A 17,004-nucleotide genomic window follows, 5' to 3' on the forward strand; every position below is an offset into this window, starting at 1 on the left:
AGCCAGTTCGTATTTTGGGTTATCAAACAACCTGCTATGCGATTTATACCTCTCCTCATTCTCTTCGTGACCTGCCTGGGTCACTTGTCTGCTCAGTCGATAAAACCAGCAACCGGCCAGTTCGATATTTTGATCCGAAATGGACTAATCTATGATGGATCGGGTCAGCCCCCTCAACAAGGTGATGTAGGTATACGGGGCGATCGGGTTGTTGCAATTGGGAAACTACCGAAAGCAAAGGCCACCACAATCATAGATGCCCAGGGAAAGGCGGTAGCGCCCGGATTTATCAATGTGCTGTCGCACACGGGACTTGAATTCTTACGGGATGGCCATTCCATGAGCGATACCAAACAGGGAATCACAACGGAAGTGTTTGGCGAAGATTCCTGGGGGCCAATCAGTACTGATGAGCAACGGCAACAGGTCAACGGCTATTTAAAGCCGTACAAGCTGACTTGCGACTGGACAACACTAGCTGAGTTTTTGACTAAGCTCCAGAAGAAAGGAATTACCTCTAACATAGCTTCCTACCTTGGTGCTGCTCAGGTTCGTCAGGTGGTGCTGGGCGAGGCCGATGTAAAACCAACGCCTGCGCAACTAAACCAAATGCGGGCAATTGTTCGCAAAGCGATGGAAGAAGGGGCTTTAGGGATAACAACAGCACTTATTTATCCACCTAACTCTTTTGCTGATACCGACGAGCTTGTGGCGCTGTGTCAGGAAGCAGGACGTTACGGAGGGCGATATATTGCTCATATTCGAAGCGAAGGAGACCGACTTGAAGAAGGTGTTAATGAATTGATTACCATTGGTAAACGAGCCAACATACCTGTAGAACTCTATCATTTTAAAGCATCGGGACAACGCAACTGGCCCAGAATGGAATCGATGATTACGTTGATTAATAACGCCCGAAAGCAGGGGCAGAATGTGACTGCCAATATGTACACTTATACGGCAGGCGCAACGGGTCTTACTTCCTGTCTGCCGCCCTATCTATTCAATGGCGGATTCATGGCGGGCTGGAAGCGACTGCAAGACCCTGCTACCCGCCAGAAATTAAAGGCCGAAGTACAGCAGAAAGGCAACGATTGGGAGAATATGTTTCAGCTAGCTGGTTCTACCGACAACATCCTGCTAACGGCCTTTGAGGTTGATTCGCTAAAAAAATACAATGGAAAAACGCTTGGCCAGATAGCCACGATCTGGCATAAAGATCCTGTTGAAACGGTCATGGATTTAATTGTTGCCGATAAGAGTCGGGTTGAGACGACCTATTTTCTGATGTCGGAAGAAAACGTAAAAAAAGGCATCAGTCAGCCCTGGGTTTCCTTCGGTTCTGATGCCGCGTCCATTTCGCAGGATCGTAAGGACAATGGAATCGTTCATCCCCGAACGTTCGGGAATTTTGCCCGGTTACTTGGCAAATACGTGCGAGATGAGCAGGTTATGTCGCTGGAAGAAGCCATTCGTCGGTTAACCAGTTTACCCGCAACCAATCATAAACTACCGAATCGGGGATTATTACGACCAGGTTATTTTGCCGATGTTGTCATTTTTGATCCGGTAACTATTGCCGATAAAGCAACCTTTGCCGATCCATTTCAATATGCTGTTGGCGTACAACATGTGGTGATTAATGGCAAGCTCGTCCTGAAAGATGGCGAGCACACCAACGTTTTTCCAGGCCGGGCTATCTGGGGGCCGGGGCGAAAGAAAGAAAAACTACCGAACCAGCATTAAACTGCCTCGAATCACGGGTTTCTGAGGTACGGTATACAGCGTAAACGCATACACACCACTGGGTAACGAGGTTCCATTCAATGTTCCGTCGAAGGGATTGCTATAGCCCTTCCCAGAGGAGTAAATTACTTCGCCCCAGCGGTTAAAGATGGTTACAATGGCCTCGGGGAAGGCTTCGATTCCGAACAATTCCCAGGTGTCGTTGACTCCGTCGCCGTTCGGACTGAAGGCGTCCGGTACAAACAGACGTTCGTATACTGTAATGCTAATAGTGTCTTTGGCTTCACAACCTGTACTGTTTTTTACATCGATGGTATACGTTATATCATTCTGTATATCCATCACCAATGGATTTGCTTTACCCGCACTATCTAAAAATGTAGCAGAAGCCCATTGATACTGAACCGGATTTCCAGAATAAACCGGGTTCATCGTGAACGTATTGCCTTTATAGGTCGTCATAGAATTGGCCAGTTGAATCGTGGGAATGGGTGCCACGACAGCGATTCGCGTAGCTACTGTTCCGGCACATTCTGGGGCAGCTTTAACGGTATAGGTTATTGGATGATTACCTACTCCCGCCAACTTTGGACTAAATGTACTATCTGTTACACCGGCACCAACAAATGTACCTCCTGGCGGGGAGCCAATCAGTGGATACGCAGGTACGTTTGGACCACAAACGCCTGGAATTGAATCAAATGTGACAACTACAGCTGCGAGTTGAGTGACAGAAACGGGTGATGATGTACCTTCACAACCAAAGATATCGGTCGCTACAACCACATAGCTTGCCGCCTGGCTGGCCAAGTAAGACGAGCTAGTAGTGCCAACTTTAGTGCCGTTCATTTGCCAGCTATAGCTAATGCCACCACTAGCATTTAGTTGTAACGAATCACTTGGGCAAATGCGATTAAAACCGGAGGCTGACGTAATAACCGCTGTAACAGCCGCCGAACGGGAAATTGCTGCCGTATCGGTATTCGCCTTGCAACCCAGTGTTCTTTCTCTTAAAACAGCCCAATATTTTCCTGGCTGGCTTGTTTGCATGGAGTCAATTGATGGGAGGCCAGAAAGTAGTTGCCCGTCACGATACCACTGGTAGGTTACGTTAACATTGCTGGTGGCATAGAGAGATACGCTTCCTGTTGTGGCGCATAGATGTCCGGCTACCGATAGTTTGGCATCATTTCCGATGACCGTAATGGTTAGCACTTCTGAATTTCCCACTTTACTACAGGTTGCTTTCTGCGAAACAACCAGAGAATATTCACCCGACTGCCGTACTGTTAACGTTGGGTTTGTTGCTCCTGAGATGTTAATGCCATCGAGACGCCATTGATAATTCCAGGTAGTATCGACGGCTGCTTTGAGAATGGCTGAATCGCCCTGACAAATGGTTTTACTCATTATGTTGGGGAGGTTCAAAATCTGGACGGCAGGGTCGGGGGTGGTTTGGGGAGGGCAATCGACAACTAACAACTGGAAATCACGCCGTACTTCGCCAATCTTAATACCGTTTCGATATTCTTCGACCTTCACGGCGAAAACAAATAAACCTAACTGAGTGGTGGTAACAGATAACTCGCCCGTCTGAGGATCGACACTCAGGCTGGGATTTCCCGGAATAGCATTGTTCGGCCCATATCCCGGCAGCCAGGTTATATCAGGGTAAGGGCCTGCCGATACAGTATTCTGGCCGGTTGTTTTTTGATTAAGGGGCGTTACCATCGAATACTTGAGTTCATCACCATCGGGATCGGTACCGCCAAAGGGAAATTTGAAGTTATCGCCAATGCAAACATATTCGCCATTGATGGCACCAAAGTGAGGGGATGAATTGGCAAAAGCCTGCCCATTTTGTAAGAGCGCAGGAAATTCAAGATAAAAGGTAAACCCTGTCTGGTCGGGGTTACTAATGTTGTTAATACCTGCGTTCCGATTACGAGTCTGGTAGGAGATATAATAGCCTTGCGTATCGTTATAGGTACCTGGAGCTAGTTGAATAGTTGCTTGATACGTCCAGACAACAAACTTTAAATTTCGCTGAGACGCACAATACGTATTCGAGTAAGTAACGGCGGCTTTTAAACCTGTTTGCTGGACGGTAAAAGTCAGCATCCGGGCATTATCGCTAATGCGAAAAATACCTAGTGTTCCTGTGCTTGACTGCCGACTAATCCCCTGCGTACCATCTTCTAGATAATTGGTCACAATTATCCGATAATGTCCCGGCACATCCCCAATTGCAACCATTTCTATCTGGCCGCCAACCTGGTGTGTTGCCAATGCTGTGATAGGAGAAGTCAGTACCCAAAGCCATGCAAAAAGCTGAAAAGTAAAAAGACGCATATACAAGCCGTTCTATATCTCATGATCATTCTCTCAATACGACTGTGTGGTGGGGAGCATTTTCTTTACTTACAAAGGCTTGTTAACTGGTGGAAGATTAACAAGTTACCGAATAATTATGAAGTAAGTCAATAGGGCCTCTAGATAATTAGTAGTAAACGCGATCTAAGACCAGCTTAGCGGATTGATAGGGAGGGCTAACTGGGGTAGCCTCATCAATGAATACGCAGCTGTTAACGCGTACTTGGGAATACGCTAACGTCGTTCATTCTGTTGCAACGACCATTAAATCAATTTTGAGTATTTATACAGAATGAGATTGAATGATAAATGGTACGCCCCTGATGGAGCGTATTAAAAGATTAGGTATGGGTTTATGAGTAACCACTGCCGTGGGTCTTCACTTTCCACAAAATAGCGGCTGGTTAACGAGTCATTCAGGGCGCCAGAAGCCCTTAATAACATATCCGATCCCAATTTTCCGAACTGATTGAGGTCGTTCAAAATGATAGCGACTCGGGCGTGTTGCGGTAAAACCACGCCCGAGTGCGCCTGTGGGAGCCAATGATGGATAAACCAATGCAAATCCGTGGGGTTGAATAACCGTAACTGCCTTAAGTCGATTAGCCACCGTTTTACCTGATGTCTTTTGGCTAATGCCAGGATTGCCAGGGAACCATCCCGGAAGTTTTCGCTGCTTGGTAAGCCTATCCAGGTTTGTTGCAACAGGTGTATACTACAATCCACTTCCACCATAAGATGCTCATTCTGGTAGGTTTTCATGCGAACTGAATCAACGTGAGTTAAAGAGCCTGGGTTGAGTTTTGGGTGTACTGATCGACATACACTCGCTTTAGCTCGGCTTCGGCAAAGCGGTAGGCATACATAAACTTATCGTTCTCCTGCTGGATGATCCCCATATCTTCGAGTTGCACCACATTGTTCCAAATGCGTTGCAGGCTACCATAAAAATCGTCTTCAGACTGAGATAATAAAACTTGCAGGGCCACCTGGTTAGCTGCTGGTGCCTGGTTGGTTGGGGTGGTGTTATGTGTACGTTTCATTGGATGAGCGATTCAGGTTATCCGCTGTTTCACGGGTTAAAAGGTAACGTACAGCTATGGCATCGAATAGGGTGTTTGAGCGTTCGGGGTTTACGGTTGCTTTTAATACTTTTTAACAGGTAGACAGGTTAGCGTTTCTTCGACTTCAATTCACAGATAGTGTGTTTTGCCGATTTATAATGCCCTTTCTGAGCTTATAATGGCCTATTTGCTTCTATTTACCAGTACGGCAAAAAGAGTCGTTTCGTGGCTCGACCGTTGCAACGTTTAGTAAAGAATAGATCAATAAGAACCCAATTGTGCTACCAATGATCGAGAAACCTGACGTTTGGTTCGCTAATCTTGTAAGGGTTTCATCTGGATGATGCAGAGGTAGATTTTAGTGGTTTTTTTACCCCTAAATCCCCTGAAGGGGACTTTTTCCAAGCACGAACAAAGTCCCCTTCAGGGGATTTAGGGGTAAAAAAGCTCCATGTTAGACCGGCTTAAATAGAATTCTCAAAACCCCTACAAGATTAGGGTTCGAGGGGATGGGAAAGGATTCTAGAGAAGATAAGCTATAAGTTCAACTCTCACCTAAATACGTTCGTCAGGAATAAACCGACGTCCATCCGGTCGATTCAGCCCTTTGTCCGTTTTCAGTTTTGGGTTTGCAGATGCGGTTACACCTTTGTAGCATTAAAGCAACCTCTATGAAATCGTACAGTTTACTTATTGCTGCCACATTATTAGCATTCAGTCTGCTAACACCAGCCCAGGCTCAGTTTCCTGGAATGGGTGGCGCTGCTCAGCCAAAAGCCCTGCCCGGCACAGCAGGCGACCAAAGCCCCAAGGGAAGTGCCAAACTCATTGGTACGATCGTCGATTCGACACAGGCGAAAGCAGTTGAATTTGCCAGCATTGCTCTCTATAATAAAGCCACAGGAAAAGCGGTCGACGGAACAGTTGCCGATGATAAAGGTAAGTTTGCGCTGACGAAGCTGGTGGCTGGCGAATATAGAGCGCTAATCACATTTGTTGGTTTCAGGAATAAAACGATCGATAATCTGGTTCTGGCCAACGGTCAAAGTCTGGATTTGGGCGTCATTAAACTTAGCTCAGCCGTAAAAACGCTGGAAGAAGTTACCGTGACCGGTCAGGCTGCTCTCATTGAAGAGAAAGTGGATCGTCTGGTTTACAATGCGGATAAAGACATTACGGCTAAAGGGGGAGACGCTACCGACATTTTGCGTAAAGTGCCCATGCTGACCGTTGATCTGGATGGCAACGTTTCATTACGGGGTAGCTCAAACATCCGGGTTTTGATCAACAACAAACCCAGCACCATCGTCGCCAGCAGTGTTTCGGATGCACTCAAGCAAATTCCTGCTGATCAGATTAAAACGGTAGAAGTTATTACCAGCCCATCGGCCAAATATGATGCTGAAGGCTCGGGAGGGATCATCAACATCATTACCAAAAAGAACAGTTTACAGGGCTTGAATCTGAACGTAGATTCAGGTGTTGGTAACCGGGGTTCTATGTTGTCATTGAATGGTAGTTACCGAAAGGGCAAAGCTGGTTTTACGATTGGTGGTTTTGGCCGGGGTATCTATAACACCATTACCAAAACGAATCTCGATCAAACGAGTGAGGTTAACGGCGTTTCTACCCTGACTCGTCAAACCGGTAATGGAACCAGCCGGGGTTTGTTCGGGCAGTATAACTTAGGATTTGACTACGATCTGGCTAAAAACCAAAGCCTGACAGCGGGTGTCCGCTATGGTGTCCGGAATATGATTAGCCCGCAGGATCTGGTTACTCAGTTGTTTACTAACGGAACTCCTAGCTCAATTTCATACCGGAATGTAGATACCCGAAACCTGTCGGGAACGGTAGATGCTAATATCGATTACTTACATACCTTCAAACCTCAGCAGGAGTGGAGTATTTCGACGCTCTACAGCCGGAATGATTTGACGAATAATTTCAATGCCGATCTGTTGAATAGTACCGGTGCACTCACAGGCCGTCAGAAGAATTTGAATGGTAACGTCAACCAGGAATTTACAGTACAGACTGATTATCAAACACCGATCAAGAAAAACCAGCTGCTTGAGTTTGGAGCGAAAGGCATTTTACGCCAGGTTAACAGTAATTATGAGTACTTGCTAGCTGGCCCAACGGGAGAGTATACTACCGAGAAAAATGGTACGCGGGGTGCCTTGTTGTATCACCAGAACATTGCTGCTGGCTATACCTCATACACATACACAACCAAACAACGGTACACACTGAAAGGTGGCCTGCGTTATGAACACACCTTCATCGACGCAAGCACCGAAGAAAAAGGTACGCTCGGTATTGGTAATTACGGTGTGTTGGTGCCCAGTGTGAATGCTTCTAAAACGTTTAAAGGAACAACTGTTAAGTTAGGTTATAACCGCCGGATTCAACGCCCTGGACTTCAGCAGTTGAATCCCAACTTTAACACAGCCAACCCACAGAACATCACGATTGGTAACCCGACCCTTCGTCCCGAACTTACCAACAATTTTGAAGTGGGTTTGAGCAAAACCATCAAGAAGACGTTTATCAATGCTACTTTCTTTGGCCGGGTAACGAACAATGCCATTACGCAGGTCAGACAGCCATCTGATACGCTGGCGGGCGCAATTGTTACTACCTACCAGAACATTGGTCGTCAGTATGCTTACGGAACCAACACGTTTGCTAACGTGGCCATAACGTCGAAAATCAACGTTGGCTTGTTTTTGAATGCGTTCTATACCAGCCTTACCGGTCAGACAACAAATGCGGATGGAGTTGCAGAGGATCTGACAAACACTGGTATTAACGTAAGCGGGGGTACGTTTGCCAACGCACAATTTGGCCACGGCTGGGGTGCTCAGGCCTTTGGCTTTATGCAGGGATCGCAGGTACAGTTACAGGGTACGCAAGGTGGTTTCGGATTTTACACAATAGGTATCAAGAAAGATATCAATAACAAAAAAGGTAGTGTTGGGCTAGCCGCAGAAAACTTCCTGTCGAACCGGTTTAACATCCACACGGTCCTGAATTCAGCACAATTCAATCAGGTAAATGATGTGTATCTCTACAACCGGGGTATCCGCCTGACGTTTACCTACAAAATTGGCAAGATGACGATGGATGCACCTCGCAAGAAAGCGAAGTCGGTGAATAACGATGACGTGAAGAGTGAAGGTGGTGGTCAGCCAGCAGGAGGAGGTACACCTGGTGGTGGAACGCCCCGCTAGTTAGAAGTAATTTGATCCTGGAGAAATGAATACTAGGGATTTGTTTTTAAGTAATCATTTCTAATTTGCAGGCAAATGTTGAATAAATGACTCTAAGTTAATTTATTGAAGAGAAATCATAATCCCTATCACCTAATGAAAACGAACACATTTCTAGCCGCTACAGTAGCCGCGCTTGTATCAGTTGGTGCTTATGCTCAAACAGTCGATGAGATTGTCGACAAACACGTTGCGGCCATGGGCGGTCTGGATAAACTGAAGGGAGTAACCACACTGGTAACCGAACGGTCGCTATCTGTACAGGGAATGGAAATACCCAGCAAAACGACGATCCTGGTGGGTAAAGCCATGCGTTCCGAATCCTCGATTATGGGCAATTCGATGATTCAGGTTGTCGATAATGCAGGCGCAACGGGCTGGATGCTACGTCCGGCTATGATGCAGGGAACAGGTGAGCCAGAAGATATGCCCGCCGATGTAATTAAGCAGAACAAAGGGCAAATTGACCCATTTGGTCCACTAGTCAATTACAAAGACAAAGGCAACAAAGTTGAACTAGTTGGCAAAGAAAAAGTAGATGGCAAGGACAACTATCACCTGAAAGTGACATCGAAAGATGGAGTTGTGATGGATGAATACGTTGACGCGACTACCTATATGGTTAGTAAAGTTAAGGCGACTATGAACGGGCAGGAAGGCGAAATCGGGTTCTCGGACTACAAAGCCGTTGATGGAATTCCGTTTGCAAACACCATGGAAATTGCAAATCCGCAAATGGGCACCCTGACGATGGTTACCACCAAAATCACGATTAACCCTAAGGTCGACGAAACCATCTTTAAAAAGCCGGCCAAATAACATTATTCTATCTTCACCTGTGCAGAAAGCCACTCCGACTTGGAGTGGCTTTCTGTTTTTTGCAGGATCACAAAATTTAGAGACCATTTCAGGATAATACCGGCTATTTATGCTTTATGAGATAGCAGGTTCTTGATAGACCAGTTTACTTTTGCTTAAAATTCCTTGATCTACTATGAATCGAAACCCCTGGTTGTTTCTGTTACTTTTCGTTTCTTCTCCACTTTTCGCACAAAAAAACCTTAAACTCTGGTATAATCAACCCGCAGCTGTCTGGACCGAAGCGTTGCCTGTGGGCAATGGGCGCATTGGTGGAATGATCTTCGGGCGAGTGGATGAAGAGCTAATTCAACTTAATGAGAGTTCGCTTTGGTCAGGCGGGCCAGTAAGTGGACCGGTCAACCCAGAATCTCCTACTTATCTACCACAGGTTCGGCAAGCGTTGGCTGATGGAGATTATAAGAAAGCCACCGATTTAGCCAAAAAAATGCAGGGATTGTATACGCAATCGTATATGCCGCTGGGCGATTTAGTACTAAAACAGGACTTTAAAGGGGCTAAGCCCTCGGCTTATTACCGCGACCTGGATATTCAGAAAGCCATCGCCACGACAACGTTTACAGTGAATGGCATCGGGTATAAACGAGAAATATTCACCTCTGCACCAGACCAGGTCATGGTTATTCGACTAACGGCTAACAAACCCGGCCAGATCAGTTTCGATGCTAGCACCCAAAGTCAACTTCATGCCCAAAGCAGTGGCAACGGACTGAATGAATGGGTGATGAAAGGCAAAGCACCTGCACAGGTGGAGCCTAATTATTACAATCCCAAAGATCGGGAGCATGTCGTTTATGAAGATGTAACGGGTTGTAAAGGGATGCGTTTTCAGCTTCGGCTTAAAGCAATCAACAAAGGAGGAACCGTTCAAACCAACACAGATGGGATTCATATTCGTAATGCTTCTGAGGTTCTACTGCTGGTGGCGGCTACCACAAGTTTTAATGGATATGATAAATGCCCTGATAAAGATGGAAAAGACGAAAATAAATTAGCCGAAGAAATTATCCGAAAAGCTACCCTAAAGAATTATTTAACACTGTTAAGTAGTCACTTGAACGACTATCAGCCCTATTTTAATCGGTTCTCTCTGCAAATCACGGATACAACGGCGACAAATCCGAATGCTCAGTTACCTTCCGATAGGCGGTTAGAGGGTTACTCGAAGGGCGCTTACGACCCTGGTCTGGAGGTGTTGTATAATCAGTACGGCCGGTATTTACTTATCTCCAGTTCGCGAGTTCCGGGCATACCAGCCAACTTGCAGGGAATCTGGAACAAAGAGCTACGAGCGCCCTGGAGTTCCAATTACACGATCAATATTAATACCCAGATGAACTACTGGCCCGTTGAGGTAACTAACCTGTCGGAGCTACATCAGCCGCTGCTTAGTTTTATTGGATCGCTGGCCAAAAATGGGGCCTTGATCGCTAAGGAGTTTTACAACATGCATGGTTGGGTTGCGCACCACAACACCGATATCTGGGCCATCGCTAACCCCGTTGGTGATAAAGGTCAGGGCGATCCCAAATGGGCCAACTGGAATCAGGGGGCAAGCTGGCTTTGTCAGCACCTTTGGGAACATTACCGGTTTACGGGCGACAAAACGTTTCTACAGGAACGCGCTTACCCGCTCATGAAAGGGGCCGCTCAGTTTTACTTAGACTGGCTTATAGAAGATAAAGATGGCTATCTGGTAGTATCGCCGTCGTTATCCCCCGAAAATGATTTTATCGATGAAAAAGGGCAGCATGCGGCTGTGTCGGTGGCAACGACAATGGATATGTCGATCATGTGGGATTTGTTCACCAACCTGATCGATGCATCTACAGTCCTGAATACCGACACGGAGTTTCGAAACCTCCTTATTGAGAAACGGAAGAAGTTTTACCCCTTACACATCGGTCATAAAGGCAATCTTCAGGAGTGGAATAAAGATTACGAAGATGTAGATCCGCAGCACCGACATGTGTCACACCTGTTTGGATTGCATCCCGGTCGGCAAATTTCGCCGATTTCGACCCCTGAATTTGCCGCTGCCGCTAAGAAAACCCTGGAAATACGGGGAGATGCAGGTACTGGCTGGAGCCGCGCCTGGAAAATTAACTTCTGGGCACGATTGCTTGATGGTAATCATGCCTATTTACTGCTTCGGGAGCTGTTGAGTTATACCAGCGAAACCGCTACGAATTATGGAAGTCGGGGAGGAGGTGGAACCTATCCGAATTTTTTCGATGCTCATCCGCCGTTTCAGATTGATGGTAATTTTGGGGGAACAGCGGGCATGGCCGAGATGCTAATTCAGAGCCATCTGGATGATATTCATTTATTAGCGGCTCTGCCCTCTGCCTGGAAAGAAGGGAGTGTATCGGGCCTGAAAGCGCGGGGTGGGTTCCAGGTTGGTATCCAATGGAAAAACCATCGGTTAACAACCGCTACCGTTCAATCCTTAAACGGTGGACTTTGTAAAATCAGAACTGCCCGCCCTGTAAAAATAAAAGGTATCCAGACGGAATCGAAGCAAACGAATGTAGGATACGTTACCTCATTTACGACACAAAAAGGTGGTAAGTATGAGGTGACAGGTTTATAGCGTTTTTGTCCTCCCGACGCAGGAGGGATCTTAGGGTTTCTTAATGCTCTAGTAAGGACATTTTTAAGATCCCTCCTGCGTCGGGAGGACAAAAAAACGTCTAAGTTAAAGGGTAGTTTTGTCAAGACGCCGGAAGTAGAAAGATAATAAACGAATAAGGGGCCGATTTACTAAATCGGCCCCTTATTCGTTTATTATCTTCTTTGATCAATTAATTTCCAGATGTGATAAACAACTGGACTTTCATTTGATCATTTGCTTTTAACTGATCGCCAATCGTTACTCGCTGGAGCCGCTCTCGTAAAGTCAGCGAAGTCTGAAGCTGAGTTTCTGTCGGAATCGATAACAACAAGGGTTGATTAGCGAGTTTACGCTTAATAATCTGCCCGATATAATACGTTAAATCAAACGAATAAGAGTCCACGAGAGGCAAAGCACCTGTATCAGGACCATTTTGCACAAATGTCGTTTGTGGATTGTACTGAGCAATGGCTGATGAGGTACCACCTGCTCCACCTGGCACAGCAGTGGGTAATATATCGTTCTGAGTGTTGGTGAAAAAGAGTGCTAGATAGCCCGGAGGGTTACTATTATCTTTCGTTGTGGTTCGGATGGGGCTAATGACCAGCGTTGCCTTATTGATATCTGCATAGCCATCCGGTTTGGCAAACTGATCTAGATACGGAATTTCAAGGCGTGTATGGAGCAGGGCACTTGGTACAATGAACGTAGTGTTGTTGGTTAGACGACTACTAACGGCATCCGACCGATTTTTCAATACACTCAATGGCGTGCCACTCAAATCATTCGTTATCTGCGTAAAATAACCCAGCGACATGGGGAACAATAGATTCGATTGCGCTAGATCGACATCGGTAGCATGGTAATAGAGTCGTAAGCCGCTACTTGCCGTTGCAAAACCAGCAAATGCATTGGAAGTTGAATTGCAATTCAGAGCAAACCCAGGGAAGTATTCAGCTAGGGTTGTCGCATCAACGATGTCGCCATTGACCAGTTTATTGAAAAAAGTCTGCTCAACATCGGCAGGCAGTCGAAACGAAATTTTCCTGGTGAGCGTCAGCGGCTGCGGTAAAACGGTTTTCTGTAGGTATGGTTTACTGGAGTACGATACAGAATTTGTATTGTAATACGCCTGATAAACGAGTGGTTTGTCTAATGTGTGTAGACTGATGTTAAACGCAGAGGTTGTATCGCCATATACATACGCATACGTCAATTCCAGTACAAGCGAATCCAGGCGCTGATTGGTTTGGCCCTGGAAAGAATTACTGGCATAATTAATCGCGGCAAAAGCGCGGGCTGTCATCTTACCGGTTTGCGCGTCTGACCAACGCCCAACGACGATATTCGCATCACCCGACGTTAGGAATGAATCCGGCCGCATCACCGTTGAGGTTTTGAGCGTCAGTGTATCAACAGACTGTACAAACAGTTCCTGAGGACTGATGACCGACTGTCCTACACGAAGATCGCCCGATTGGCAGGAAAATAGCACCATACCGGTCAGCAGTAGCAAACCGGCGTACCAGAGAGTACGCATAATCTAACTAATTCAGGGGATTTTTACGCCCAACTGGCGTAAGTCTTCTTTTGTCAGCGTAGGCATAGCCTCCGTCTGTTTCATTTTTTCAGCCACCCAATTACCCACTCGTTGAGCTTCTTCCTGGGAGGTAAAGCCAACTATACCATATTGTCCTGGTATAGTTGGCTGATGAATAACCATCTTTTTGTTATTCAGTATATCATATCCCCAGCCACCTTTGGTCTTGAATACCTGTACCTGATAATGAGGCTGTCGAGGGTAAAATAAATAAACCGTGACAATCGCTAAACAAATCAGGCAAAAAATCAGGCCCAGCCGAACTAAGGATGGTCGAGACGTAGGCTGCGAATCGTTCGTCATTTTAACTTACCTTACCAACGTATCAACGCAAAGGGCCTGATCGTACTGGCAAGGTGTATGATTTAAGGAATGACTTGTACTACAGTCGGATCGAAATCCCACAGGTCGTCGAAACGGCTTGTACCATTGGCACCTGTTGTAATATAGCCTTTGTTGTTGATCGACCAGGCAACTGCATACGTCCGGCTAGATCCTTCAAATACACCTCTTGTTGTCCAGGTATCGGCGGTTGGATTATATTCCCAAACGTCTTTCGTTGTCGCGTCACCACCTGTGATATACCCTAAACCATTAATCGCAAAGCCAACGGCATAGCTACGGGCAATGCTGGTTTGGTCGGTAATGAAATTCAGCTTTTGGGTCCACAAATCTTGTGCTGGATCATACACATACCAGTCGAGCTGATTTGAGTTGTTGTTGTTACCCGTACCAACATAAGCCATGTTGTTAATAACAAAAGCAACAGCTCCTACGCGTTTCGAACCACCATAACTGGCCACTTTAGTCCAGGTATTGGTTGTTGGGGTATACGACCACATATCTTTCAGATAGTTGCCGTCGAATCCACACGTTACATAGCCTTTTGTGCCAATCGCAAAGGCGGTTGCTGTTTGACGGGCAGTGCCACCAAAATCTGCGACCTGTTTCCAGCTGTTCGCAGTTGGATCATATTCCCAGAAATCCTTTAAGCGAGTCGAATTAGCATCCAGACCTGTACCGATATAGCCTTTCGTACCAACCGAGAAGCCTACGCCAAGGTTACGGGCTACACCTGGAAAATCAGCCTTCTGTGTCCAGGCATTTCGACTTGCGTCATAAGCCCACATATCTTTCAGACGGTTGTTGCTAACATCGGTTCCAGTGCCCATGTAAGCAATAGTACCAACTACGAAACTGGCAGCTCCAAAACGAGCAGGGCCTTCTAATTCAGATCTTGAATTCCAGTCGCCCAGCGTGTCGACTGTTGATGAGTTGTTACAACCAATGAGGAGTCCGGCCCAGCCAATGCCGACCAGTGCTAGTGTCCAGTTGACGCGTTTGGTCTTCTTCGTAGCGTTAGAGAGGGTAGTCTCAGTTGATATTGCTTTCGACTGAGAGTTGGTCGCCGAAAGGAATCGAAATGGTAAATGAATCATGAAAAACGAGCGTGAACGAACGAATTAAAACGTAAAGTTATAGGAATTTGCGTTAAGAACGATGGTTTGATAGTCTTACCAGCACGAGTTGACAAAATTGGTAGCCCGATTCGGGCGAAGTCATGTATCAAATAGGTCGCACAAAATTACGCCAAAGGGGTGTTACTTGCTAACGTGCTGGACTCATAAAAATTCTTAATTGTTAGGGTGATTTAAAGACACTTAAGGAAAAACCGAAACGACTATGACACAAAGACTCGCTTTGCATCATAGCCGTTGGAATGTAACTTCCTTAAAAAAGGTTAAAATTTAAGGCTCTTCAATTCCCGGATCATTGAATGACCACCCGCCTTGCGTTGAATAGACGACCCTAAATTGATCAATGGATTACCACTGCTGGTTGCTTTGCGGCCACTGGCTACACTTCCCGAAATCTGGCTGAGCGCAGTATTTAACAAGTCTTCATTGGTATCGCCCAGTGGCAGCAGATTAATCGGTTCGTCAACCTCTATACTGGGAGTAAATCCGGTTGCGTAATCAGACTGTCCGAGGCTGTTGTATGATTTGAAAACAATAGGCTGCATACCCCATTTAATTTTTCCAGAATCGTCGGTGACCGTAATGGAACCTACATTTTTTCCATAAGTCGTTGTACCAATTGTGGTTACGGTCATGTATGGGCGCAAGCCATTAATGATAAGTTCGCTGGCTGAAGCCGTATGATCGGTGGTAAGTACAAAGACCCGCGAGAGGTTATCGCCGATATTCTGAGACTTATCCAGGAAATTCTGAATAAAGAAACTGGAGCCATAAGCCTGCTGTAACAGGGGTGTAATGCTGGTATTCCACTCTTCCCGGAAGTACAATTTACTGGAACTGACCCCCTTACCGATAAGGCTGGCCATATTCGCCGAGGAAGACGTATAACCACCTGGGTTATAGCGTAAATCCAGTACTAATTCGGTGACGCCCTGCGCTTTGAAGTTACTAAAAACGGCATCTACCTGCGCATCATACTCATCGGCCTCGCTCCCGTTAGCGCCTGGAACAAATTGATTATAAACTAAATAGCCAACTTTTTTGCTGCCAACGGTATAAATGGAATCCAGGAACACCGGATTTTCCTGGAAGGTTGTAGCGGTTACACTGATTGTTTTGTCCGTATCGACCAACGATGAGCCGCTTATGGTAGCAAATCCAAAAGTAAAGGTTGTTCCTGTTAACAATAAGTCCGAATAATTGCTGGTTGTCAATAACTGACTGTTTACTTTCGAAATAATGTCACCCCGCTTGATACCAGCCAGTTGCGCCGGAGAACCTGGCAGTACATACAAAACCTGAGCAATAACACCCGTAGAGCCTGAAGAACGTAGGTATAAGTTGTATTCCATACCCGTAGTGGTGGTCTGGCCACTTAATTCAGCAGTTAATGTGCTGGCATCATTCTCAATCCACGAGAACCGATCACCATCTGGATTCGAGGTAGCATTATAGGTATTCAGAATAGAGTTGAAGAAAACATCGGGTGCCAGTGTAGTATCGGGATTGGCTGGAATTTTGGTATTCCAGTAGTACACGTCCCGCATATTCGAAAGAATCCAGGAATCAATCGTTTGGTTTTCAGATGTTGTGGCCGATGTTTGAGGGGTGACATCGTCTGTTGTCTTCTTACAGGCCGACAGTGATAAGGCGAAACCTGCCATGAAAAGTATTGACCAAATCTGCTGATGAAGTAACTCTTTTGTTGTTCTACGCGTGTAATTCATATCGTTCTTATCTATAGAGTAAGTTGAATAAAAAAGCGTCTTAATCTATAATGGTTACGCTGGTGAAATACCGTTTGTTGCAGCCGGTAATACGCTCTCCATAATTTAATAGTCATTTAATTCTGATCGCTGCGATTTAGTAGGAGAGGAGGCCGCTGATTTTCAGAGTTGATTTGGGTTGGCCGTTGTTGACGCTAGAAAGGCGGCCTGGTTGATAAAACAGATAGAGCGTAGTTTTTTAAGAATCA

11 protein-coding genes are annotated in these 17,004 nt (G+C 46.0%); 4 read left to right on the forward strand and 7 right to left on the reverse strand.

Going from position 1 to position 17,004, the window contains the following annotated elements:
* The first annotated feature begins 36 nt into the window (after positions 1-36).
* Complete coding sequence (locus tag H3H32_RS10080; RefSeq protein ID WP_182462545.1) at positions 37-1,746, forward strand: N-acyl-D-amino-acid deacylase family protein; 1,710 nt, start codon at positions 37-39, stop codon at positions 1,744-1,746.
* Here the strand turns inward: H3H32_RS10080 and H3H32_RS10085 are convergent.
* The 3 genes from H3H32_RS10085 to H3H32_RS10095 all read right to left on the reverse strand — a co-directional run bounded on the left by H3H32_RS10085 (position 1,729) and on the right by H3H32_RS10095 (position 5,162).
* Complete coding sequence (locus tag H3H32_RS10085) at positions 1,729-4,098, reverse strand: T9SS type B sorting domain-containing protein (protein WP_182462546.1); 2,370 nt, start codon at positions 4,096-4,098, stop codon at positions 1,729-1,731. The genes H3H32_RS10080 and H3H32_RS10085 overlap by 18 nt on opposite strands.
* Before the next feature lie 354 nt (positions 4,099-4,452).
* Positions 4,453-4,881, reverse strand: a complete 429-nt coding sequence (locus H3H32_RS10090; protein ID WP_182462547.1) for a hypothetical protein — start codon at positions 4,879-4,881, stop codon at positions 4,453-4,455.
* Between the two features lie 20 nt (positions 4,882-4,901).
* Positions 4,902-5,162, reverse strand: a complete 261-nt coding sequence (locus H3H32_RS10095; RefSeq protein WP_182462548.1) for a hypothetical protein — start codon at positions 5,160-5,162, stop codon at positions 4,902-4,904.
* A gap of 692 nt (positions 5,163-5,854) precedes the next feature.
* On the opposite strand from H3H32_RS10095, the gene H3H32_RS10100 reads away from it, so the two are divergent.
* From H3H32_RS10100 to H3H32_RS10110, 3 genes are all read left to right on the forward strand, one after another.
* Positions 5,855-8,419 carry a TonB-dependent receptor gene (locus H3H32_RS10100; protein ID WP_182462549.1) on the forward strand — a complete coding sequence of 855 codons (2,565 nt, stop codon included), beginning with the start codon at positions 5,855-5,857 and terminating at the stop codon, positions 8,417-8,419.
* A gap of 135 nt (positions 8,420-8,554) precedes the next feature.
* Complete coding sequence (locus H3H32_RS10105) at positions 8,555-9,277, forward strand: LolA-like protein (protein ID WP_182462550.1); 723 nt, start codon at positions 8,555-8,557, stop codon at positions 9,275-9,277.
* 175 nt (positions 9,278-9,452) lie between these two features.
* Complete coding sequence (locus H3H32_RS10110; RefSeq protein ID WP_182462551.1) at positions 9,453-11,930, forward strand: glycoside hydrolase family 95 protein; 2,478 nt, start codon at positions 9,453-9,455, stop codon at positions 11,928-11,930.
* Between the two features lie 211 nt (positions 11,931-12,141).
* On the opposite strand, the gene H3H32_RS10115 is transcribed toward H3H32_RS10110, so the two are convergent.
* The 4 genes from H3H32_RS10115 to H3H32_RS10130 all read right to left on the reverse strand — a co-directional run bounded on the left by H3H32_RS10115 (position 12,142) and on the right by H3H32_RS10130 (position 16,756).
* Positions 12,142-13,491, reverse strand: a complete 1,350-nt coding sequence (locus H3H32_RS10115) for a DUF4270 family protein (protein WP_182462552.1) — start codon at positions 13,489-13,491, stop codon at positions 12,142-12,144.
* Between the two features lie 12 nt (positions 13,492-13,503).
* Positions 13,504-13,854, reverse strand: coding sequence for a DUF4907 domain-containing protein (locus H3H32_RS10120; RefSeq protein WP_182462553.1), 351 nt, complete (start codon positions 13,852-13,854; stop codon positions 13,504-13,506).
* 62 nt (positions 13,855-13,916) lie between these two features.
* The gene (locus H3H32_RS10125; RefSeq protein WP_182462554.1) at positions 13,917-14,990 is read right to left on the reverse strand and encodes a Kelch repeat-containing protein; all 1,074 of its coding nucleotides are present in this window, start codon (positions 14,988-14,990) and stop codon (positions 13,917-13,919) included.
* Positions 14,991-15,292: 302 nt separating this feature from the next.
* Positions 15,293-16,756 (reverse strand): S41 family peptidase, encoded by a 1,464-nt coding sequence (locus tag H3H32_RS10130; protein WP_182462555.1) that lies wholly within the window; start codon positions 16,754-16,756, stop codon positions 15,293-15,295.
* Positions 16,757-17,004 lie beyond the last annotated feature (248 nt).

Origin of the sequence: Spirosoma foliorum, assembly GCF_014117325.1 — a bacterium.
GTDB classification, from domain to species: domain Bacteria; phylum Bacteroidota; class Bacteroidia; order Cytophagales; family Spirosomataceae; genus Spirosoma; species Spirosoma foliorum.